This is a genomic window from Flavobacterium sp., from assembly GCF_044373165.1.
GTDB lineage: Bacteria > Bacteroidota > Bacteroidia > Flavobacteriales > Flavobacteriaceae > Flavobacterium.
Window position 1 is genome coordinate 1 of sequence record NZ_JBILQL010000091.1, and the last position, 8,877, is coordinate 8,877.

General features: G+C 34.6%; 8 protein-coding genes, 1 tRNA gene and 1 pseudogene. 4 read left to right on the forward strand and 6 right to left on the reverse strand.

The features are described from left to right. Positions 1-346 precede the first annotated feature (346 nt). The 3 genes from ACIQ32_RS10365 to ACIQ32_RS10375 all read left to right on the forward strand — a co-directional run bounded on the left by ACIQ32_RS10365 (position 347) and on the right by ACIQ32_RS10375 (position 2,070). On the forward strand, positions 347-865 hold the full coding sequence (locus ACIQ32_RS10365) for a hypothetical protein (RefSeq protein ID WP_396195622.1): 519 nt from the start codon (positions 347-349) through the stop codon (positions 863-865). A gap of 514 nt (positions 866-1,379) precedes the next feature. Continuing rightward, on the forward strand, positions 1,380-1,538 hold the full coding sequence (locus tag ACIQ32_RS10370; RefSeq protein ID WP_310560668.1) for a hypothetical protein: 159 nt from the start codon (positions 1,380-1,382) through the stop codon (positions 1,536-1,538). Next, positions 1,528-2,070 (forward strand): GNAT family N-acetyltransferase, encoded by a 543-nt coding sequence (locus ACIQ32_RS10375; protein WP_396195623.1) that lies wholly within the window; start codon positions 1,528-1,530, stop codon positions 2,068-2,070. Before ACIQ32_RS10370 ends, ACIQ32_RS10375 begins: the two co-directional genes overlap by 11 nt. A 1,210-nt stretch (positions 2,071-3,280) precedes the next feature. On the opposite strand, the gene ACIQ32_RS10380 is transcribed toward ACIQ32_RS10375, so the two are convergent. Beyond that, positions 3,281-4,084: a hypothetical protein gene (locus ACIQ32_RS10380; RefSeq protein WP_396195624.1), complete on the reverse strand. Its 804-nt coding sequence runs from the start codon at positions 4,082-4,084 to the stop codon at positions 3,281-3,283. A 93-nt stretch (positions 4,085-4,177) separates the two neighbouring features. On the opposite strand from ACIQ32_RS10380, the gene ACIQ32_RS10385 reads away from it, so the two are divergent. Next, on the forward strand, positions 4,178-4,669 hold the full coding sequence (locus tag ACIQ32_RS10385; RefSeq protein ID WP_342694269.1) for a thermonuclease family protein: 492 nt from the start codon (positions 4,178-4,180) through the stop codon (positions 4,667-4,669). A gap of 84 nt (positions 4,670-4,753) precedes the next feature. Here the strand turns inward: ACIQ32_RS10385 and ACIQ32_RS10390 are convergent. The 5 genes and pseudogenes from ACIQ32_RS10390 to ACIQ32_RS10410 form a co-directional block, all read right to left on the reverse strand. Further along, positions 4,754-4,838: transfer RNA gene (locus tag ACIQ32_RS10390), tRNA-Ser, on the reverse strand. Between the two features lie 184 nt (positions 4,839-5,022). Continuing rightward, on the reverse strand, positions 5,023-6,159 hold the full coding sequence (gene ribB / locus ACIQ32_RS10395) for a 3,4-dihydroxy-2-butanone-4-phosphate synthase (RefSeq protein WP_396195625.1): 1,137 nt from the start codon (positions 6,157-6,159) through the stop codon (positions 5,023-5,025). Positions 6,160-6,635: 476 nt separating this feature from the next. Beyond that, positions 6,636-8,042, reverse strand: a pseudogene (locus ACIQ32_RS10400) (LptF/LptG family permease); the annotation flags it as partial. Positions 8,043-8,049: 7 nt separating this feature from the next. Next, on the reverse strand, positions 8,050-8,691 hold the full coding sequence (locus ACIQ32_RS10405) for an outer membrane lipoprotein carrier protein LolA (protein WP_396195626.1): 642 nt from the start codon (positions 8,689-8,691) through the stop codon (positions 8,050-8,052). 1 nt (position 8,692) lies between these two features. Then, a partial coding sequence (locus tag ACIQ32_RS10410) for a DNA translocase FtsK (protein ID WP_396195627.1) occupies positions 8,693-8,877 on the reverse strand: 185 nt, incomplete at its 5' end.

The window sequence follows — 8,877 nt, forward strand, 5'->3', positions numbered from 1 at the left end:
CAGAAATGAGTACCAAAAAATCAAATCATTAACCAATAAAGAAAAACATTTATCTTTGAATTAATTAACTAAACACTCTCTAAAAAAAAGTCCACTTTAGTTTGAAGACATACAGTTATACTTTGTGTATTGCATATGAAATAAATTAATGAAGAATATATTAAATAAATTAAAAATTTTGACAAACCTAAAGTAACTTATGAAGATTTAAACATTTTTGATATAATTACAACTAAAGATATTGAAGAAAATTGTCAAACTAATATGCTTGAAAAGAATAAGTAATAATAAATAAAATTATGATTTAACAATGTTTTTACTAATTTTATGCGCTAAAATATATTTTATGGATTTCCTACTAAACTTAATAATTGGAGTTGCTTCTGGTGTAGCTGCTTCCTATTTTTTCTTAAAATATTTTTTAAGTAAGAAAAAACCAATTGTTGCTATTTCAGAACACATATCTAAACAAACTGTAAATGGCGAAAATAGTTACTTAATAAAATTTGTCAATATGACAGATTCTGAAATCTTTGATATTCATATTGAACTAACATTTTATAAACCAATAGGAGATTATAATGGTGGTAATTTACAGGGTAAAGATATTAATCTAAAAGATAATTTTATATCCTACATGCCTTGTAATTCTACAAATGATCCTCACAACTTACATGCTGTTAGAATTCGTACAACTGATGATATTGAACAAATGTGGTCTGATGCTAGTTCGTTTATTAGGCTTTCAATTATTGCAAAACATTCTTTGTCCGGTTTTAATAAAGTTTTTATAAAAGATTTTTTAAATAAAAACTGTATAACTGATAGAAGATTTTTATCCGGTAACGATTTAACAGTCAATTAGTAAATATTATTTGTTTATTTCAATTAATGGTATTAAATTTGTTTATCTTTATTTAAGTTTACTAACTAAAAATAATAATTATGAAAAATGACATCATTTTAGGCTAAGCCTTTCAGTAAAAAGTATTAATCTTATATATAGCTTGTGTTTTCACAAGCTTTTTTTATATAAATTGACAGAAAAACAAGTCATACAACTAATACACAAGCTACACTACTTTCCTAATCATAAGGTTTGTGTAAAAGTTGGTATTGGTACAAATGTAATATTATCACATGTTTGCTATAAAGATGGTTTTTCAAATAGTGATGTTCTATATGCGTATTTTCTAATAAAAGACTTCGATAAAGTTAAATAAAACTTTAACAGTTCATTTGTAACTTTATTTAAAAATATACGTTAAATTAATATATGTTTAAAGCATTGATGTTGTTGATGTTATAATATATGTTGTATGTATTATAATTTTTATATATTTGCATAAGCTTTCAAACACTAACTAAAAAAATAAATTATGGCAAAACCAATAAAAGAGACACCTTTTCTTTGTGGTAAAGATGCTGATACATTTGTAAAAGAAAACAAAGAAGTAAAGAAAGTTTCTAACGAAGAAAAGGAAGAGATTAAAGAAGATTACGAATTGCTTATGAGTTTAGCAGAATTTGGAATCTAATACTATTAAATTAATTAGGCTTGAGCCTGATACAATAATATTGCCGTTCGATTGTGGAGACACAGATTTGAACGGCTTTCTTTTTGATGACGCTAAAAATTACGCTAAAGATTTGATGGCAGTCACATATCTTATACAAGACACAGAAAAAACAATAGCATATTTTAATTTTTTAAATGATAAAATATCCCATACTGATTTAGATGGTAGTATTGAAAAATTCGCAGCTAGAGTTGGTGTATTTTTACCAAAAGAAAAAAGTCATTATAAAAGTTATCCAGCAGTTAAAATTGGTAGGCTAGCAGTTCACGTAGATTATCAAAATGGCGGTGGTTATGGTCGAAAGATAATCAATTTCACAAAAGGTTTGTTTACGAATAAAAACAAAACAGGTTGTAAATTCATAACTGTTGATGCTTATAGAGATTCATTAAAATTTTATGAAAAAATGGGTTTCAAATACCTGTCGAGTAAAGACAAAAAATCGGATACAAGATTAATGTATTTCAATTTAGAATCTTTATCAAATTAATATCTAGCAATCAGCAAGTTTTTAAAAATTAATCATTACCTCATTCATCTCCACAAAAATCGCTCCTAGTCCAAGTATTCCTAGTATCAATTCTTTGTTTGCTTCATTTCGTTAATAATTAAGTAGAAACAAATATTAAAAAAATAGGAACGCTATCGCTGAAGTATTTTCACCCACCCAGCCCAAAGCTCTGCCAACGCTCTAGTGGTTTTCTGCCAACGCTCTAAGCACTTGTTTTTTCCCCAGCTGTGCAAAGCATTTTTTGCCTGTTTTATTTTCCCAACCCCATCGCACATAAAACAGGCAAAAAAAGCCCTGCACTTTCCCAAAGCTCGAAAAACAAGAGCTTCCCAACGCTAAAAACCACTCCCAAGCTATTTTACATAATGAAGGCAACATTATAGTTCAAAAAAAAGCGTTAATATTTTTGATGGTTTTTTTTTAGAACTATAATTTCATTATGTAAAATATCCGCTCAGCCAACGCTCCCACCCAAAAGCGGTAAAGTATTTTCATTGTTTTTTGAAGATGCCATAACGTATCACAACAACATTAGTAGTAAATAAAAAATACCCATTTCAAAAGATAAGTCAGGCATCCTCAAAAATCAAATTTGCCCACAAGAGTATAGTTTTTTATTTGCCAGACGTTTAGTAGTAAATTGCTTTTAAGCTGTCTTGATGCTACTCAATAATAAAGATGCTTTCATTAAAATAAGAAAACATATTTTCAACAGAACAGATGAAGCATCAAGCCAACAATAAAAGCAATCAGAAAATCTCGTTAAGCAAATAAAAAACTATACCCTTGTTTCGCTACTGCCAACGCACTAGGTAAGTTCAGTTGGGGAAATCTCCCATTTCCCCAAACCCCTATGGATGCAATTTTTTTTAAAATAATGCCAGACGTTTTTCACTCCGATTGAAATTTAGCGGTAGGCATTATTTCAAAAAAAACAGCTCAAATTTTAACCAATCCGAATGTTGATTTTTGAATGGAAAGTTTCGGGCTTCCTTGCGATTGTGGAATGGATAAAAAAACGGTTGTTCTTTTTTCTCTTAATTCGTAGATATTCCGTACTTAAATGCACTATAACTCCTATATGAGTGCGGATTATAGATAAATTAGTGCAAAATAAAAAACCCTCTCTTTCGAAAGGGTTTACTTTGCAACATTGCAGACTTTGCAAACTTGCAAACTGATGGTCTTTTTAGAATACTTCTTGAACTTTCATTGCGTTACCTGCATTGAATAAGTAGTAGTTTCCTCCAACTTCTTGATAAAACTCAATACCAACACAACCTAAAACAGCAATATTAGTCGTTAAGGTTGGAGAACCTGGCAAAGTTGCTGTAATATCAATTAATGAAGTCACAGCATTAACAGGAGTATAAGCAGAATAGGCAATATCTGATAACTCGTTTAATGTTGGTTCGGCAGGCTCATAAGCACTTGTAGCAGGATTATAAACAAAATCCGATACAGCAGCTAAGGCATTGATAATTCTAAAATGTGTCGCTCCTGATGGAACATTTAAAAAACTCAATGGATTAAAAGCTGGTAATGATAAAGTACTTTCGTTTCTATCAACTGTTGCAGTTAATGTAAATGGAGCACTAAGAATACCATTAAAAGAAATGTTCTTGTTAAAATCCAATCCTCTTAAATATTGAGGTTGTTGTGAAACCAAGACAGCTCTTTGTCCTCTGGCTTCTGAACCATCTTCAATATTTATTTTTTTCATAATAGCAGTTAATCTACCTGTAAATTGGCTATCAGTCATTTGTTTCATTAAAGCTGATAAAGCAATTCTAACAGATTTTCCTGCCATTGCACATGCTGCAAACTCAGACATGTTTTCACGAGTACGGACAAAGCCCGGAGCGCTTTTTACTTGCTCTCCTGTTGGTCCACCTTTTAATCCTGCATAGTAACCAGTGTTACCTTTAATTTTGAAGTGACGAACTTCTCCTAACGTCCCGACATATTTAACATGTCCTTTTTGTTGAGCCATAAGCTTAAAAAAAATAATTATGTTTTGTGAAAAATTTCATTTAAATTTACAACATAAAGTACTGATTTACAACGTATTAAATAAAGTAAAGTAATGCATTTTAACGCAAAAGAAACCACGATAAAAAAAAACCTTCTGAAAATTGTAAAGTTTGTTGATGGTGATGGAATTATTTTAGAAGATATTATTTCAAAAAAGGAATTTGAAGTTAGATTTTTGGGTATAGATGCACCCGAAATAAATTATTGTAACAAGATAAAACAAGATGAAAAAGAGTTGCAAGTTCCAGCTGCACTATTAATCAAATTAGGTTATTTATCATTTAACTTTTTAAAAGATCAAGTTAATTTGGGTGATTATTGCACATTAGTACAGGAACAAAATAATTTAGTTGATAAATACGGTAGACATTTAGGCTATCTTATTTTAAACGATGGTAGAGTTTTGAACGAAATTATGATAAAAGAAGGCTATGCAAAGCCATATAACGATGTTTTCTGTGAAATGCTTCCATTGTATCAAGAATGGAATTTACAAGCTAAAAACAGCTTAAAAGGATTGTATTCTTTGGTAAATAGATTTTAAATTGATTGTGGGCTAAATGTGGACTAGAACTAGAAATAAAAAACCCTAACTAATTGATAATCAATCGTTAGGGTTTTAATTCTGCGGAGAAAGAGGGATTCGAACCCCCGGACCTGTTACAGTCAACAGTTTTCAAGACTGCCGCAATCGACCACTCTGCCATTTCTCCAATAAGTCGGTGCCTACTTGCGTAATGCGGTTGCAAATATAACAACCTTTTTCATTTTGCAAAAAGATTTAAGGTAAAAAATACACTTATTTTTTCACACCAAAGCTATTCCTTTCACTAACTGCTATTTACTCTCTAAAATAACTTCTCCTTACTTCGTCCCTCGCACTTCTCACTTCGTACTTTAATACGCCACATACTCCGCAATCTCCAATCCATACCCAATCATGCCCACACGCTTGGTTTGAGTGGTGTTGGAGATGAGTCGGATTTTAGACACGTCAATGTCGTGTAATATCTGCGCGCCAATCCCAAAGTCTTTGGTGTCCATTTTTACCTGAGGCGCTTTCATGATGCCTTCAGCTTGTAATAGCTTGAGTTCCGATAATCTGTTGAGCAAGTCACTCGAATCGCGTTCACTGTTGATAAAGACTACAGCGCCTTTTTCCTCACGGTTAATCAGGTTAAATACATGGTCTAACTTTTTATCCATGCTGTCGGTTAGCGCGTTGAGGATGTCGTTGTTGGATTGGGTGGAAATGATGCGGGTTAAAATAGCTTCTCCCGAACTCCAACTGCCTTTGGTGAGTGCCAAATGCACTTGCTTGTTGGTGTTTTGCCAGTATGCTCTCAATCGGAACGACCCAAATCGGGTGTTCATTTCAAAGTCTTCTTTCTTTACAATCAGACTGTCGTGTTGCATGCGGTAGGCCACCAAATCTTCTATGGAAACCAATTTCAAGTCGAACTTCTTGGCCACTTCCACCAATTGGGGTAAGCGCGCCATAGAGCCATCTTCGTTCATAATTTCTACAATTACTCCGGCCGGTTTAAAGCCGGCTAAACGGGCAAAATCTATGGCAGCTTCAGTATGCCCGGTTCTTCTCAAAACCCCGCCTTGTTTGGCGGTTAACGGGAAAATATGTCCGGGACGCGCTAAGTCGTGCGGTTTGGTGTCTTCATTCACTAAGGCTAAGATGGTTTTAGCCCTGTCGGAAGCCGAGATGCCTGTGGTAACGCCCTGACCTTTCAAATCCACCGAAACGGTAAAGGCCGTTTCCATGTGGTCGGTATTGTTTTTTACCATTGAGTGCAGTTCCAATTCGTTGCAACGCTTTTCAGTTAGCGGTGCACAAATTAAGCCTCGGCCGTGGGTAGCCATAAAGTTAATCATCTCGGGAGTTACCTTTTCGGCCGCCGCCAAAAAATCGCCTTCATTTTCGCGGTCTTCATCATCCACCACTATAATGACTTTGCCTTGGCGTATGTCTTCTATGGCTTCTTCTATAGTGTTGAGTTGTATTTTAGTGTTGTGGTCCATTAAAAGGAGTGTTAGTTGCTTTTGTTTGACTTAATCCAAAGGCTGTTATAACCGTAAAACAAGATGTAAAACGGAAACCCTGCCAATAATAAAACAATTAAAGGTATGTCGTAGTTATTTTGTTTATTCCTGCCTAAAGCAGCTAAACTTTGATGTGTTTTGTATAGACTGTATAAAAGCACAACAGCCAAGAGTAAGGCAGTACTAATCAATAGGATTGTATCGGGTTTGCCAAAGAAAAAAAGACCCAATAAAAGTAAATTAGCGACCAAGGCGGTTAAGCTGAAAAGTTGGTAATTGGCCGGTGAGAATTCGGTAGTTGCTGTAACCTTGGCTACAGGTTTAGTTTCTAATGGAGTAGGAGTAACAGCCTTTTTGCTATCGGGTAAAGTATTTAAATATTGATGTACTTCTTCTGATTTAATAGCCAATTCAGGCGTAATCGGACTGGTCGGTTCAGGTTGTGTTTTGTCGGGGAATATGCGGTTAAAGAAATTGGTCAACCACTCAAAGTCAATTGACAACCCTTTGTCTTCAGTCGCTCTTTTGGTCAATAGTATGGCAAAAGGCGTCAGGATAAAGGAAGACATCCAACAGCCCATAAAAGCCGATAATTCGTCTTGTTGCGCTACTTTCTTGCCAAAGGTATTAATGAAGTGGAAGATGATGAAAATCATCACCGCAAATACGATGGGCAATCCTAAACCACCTTTCCGAATGATGGCTCCCAGTGGCGCACCAATAAAAAACATCAGCAAACAAGCGTAAGCAATTACAAATTTGTCATACAAAGCAATCCAGTGTTGGTTGATGTTTTTTATCCTACCCTTAATTTCATAAGTAGATGATTCCAGCGTAAAGTTGATACCATCCACACTACCGGAAGCCACTCTCAGAATTTGGATTTTATCAGAAGTATTGAAATTGTCTAGTATATTGTTTTTAGTAAGCGGCATAGAAGATGCAATGCCTTTGACTGTAATTGGCGATTTCACTCGTTGGTTAATGTTGTCTGAATAAGATTTAATTTCCTTATCGTAGTTTTTTTGTAACGAGTCTAATGTAAATGCTAACTCACTAACATTCAGCATGGTATTCGTATTGGTAATACTCTCTTCGTTAAGATTGGTGTTGTTGAGTTTGGAAAGATCGATGTTGATAACATACCGTTGAAACTGACTCTTAGCAAAAGGCATTTTGTTACGGTCTTCGAATTTTTTTGGGATAATGTCTTCGTAATAGTTTCCGTCGTTTAAGACCAATTTCAGGGTATTTGAGTCTTCACTGCTGATTAGTTCTCCTTTTTTGGCTTTGATAACCGTATTGCTGCCTGAACCAACGGCTGCTTTTTTGTGTATGGTAACACCGGTAAGGTATTTTCCGTTTTCTCCCGATTTTTTTTCTACCTTAATACTGTAAACACCAACATCGCTGAATTGCCCCTCGGCTATGGCCATGGCGGGTTTTACTTGCGCAATATTTCTCCTGAAATTGATGAACTTGTATTCGGCATACGGGATAACATTGTTGGCAAAAAAGAAGGCTACTATACTCAACAATAAGATAAACACAGTTAGGCTTCGCATCGCTCTTTGTAAAGAGATACCCGATGATTTCATCGCGGCAAACTCATAGTTTTCGGCTAAGCTACCAAAGGTCATGATGGAAGCCAGCAATACAGAAAGCGGTAAAACCAGTGGGATAATGCTCGGCATTTTGAACATTAAGAACTTGATAATCATGATGAAATCTAAGTCCTTTCCGGCCAATTCCGAGATGAACAGCCAAACTACTTGCAAAATGAATATAAAAAACAAGATTACAAATACCGTAGTAAATGTAATCAGGAAAGATTTTAGTAAGTACCGGTCCAGTATTTTCACCCCGAGCTTAATCTAGTTTATTGATGTAGTAATTTGGATATTTACTTGCTGCAAAGGTAAACTGATTTTTTGATAATGGCTGATTGGTTTTAAAAGAATTAACAGTGAGCGTGGTTTTTGAACCGTTTTTTCCCATTTCAATCACGTTGTAGATGTTTTTGGTTTGAGAATCAATGCCTAAAAATACTTCTTTGCGTGAATCTTTGGCGTTGGTAGGAACCAATTTGATGTACTGAATTTTGCGCCCTTTGATGTCTTGAAGTATGTCCCAATAGTATTTATAACCACTGTTAAAGAAAGTCAGCATTTTGGCAGGTGTCACAGCATTCTCCTCTTTTTCATTCACACTCGAAATCGTAATTTCCTCATCTTCGGGTACTATGGTGTAGCTTTTTTTACCGTCGAATATTTTGGTTACGCCTAAAAAGTTTAAGACGTATTTATTGCCTTCTAACAGCAAATTGCCTTTGCTTTCTTTGTTGATGTTTTCTTTGCTGTTGGTGAGCGTGTATTTAAAATCGATGGAAATATTTTGATAAGTTTTTACTTTAGCGGTAACTTGGTCGAGCAAGTCTTTGGCTTTTTTATCTTGTGCATTAGCAGTAAAACTCAAGAAAAGGAGTAATGCAATAGATAGAATCTTATTCATTTTAAGCATTGTTTTGTTCGTTGTTAAAAAATTGTTCTAAAGAAGCCAAGTCGGTGATATTCACGCTTCTTGCTTTGCTTCCTTCAAACGGACCTACAATACCGGCAGCTTCTAATTGGTCAATCAATCTTCCGGCACGGTTGTAACCCAGTTTCAGCTTTCTTTGCAATAATGATGCCGAACCTT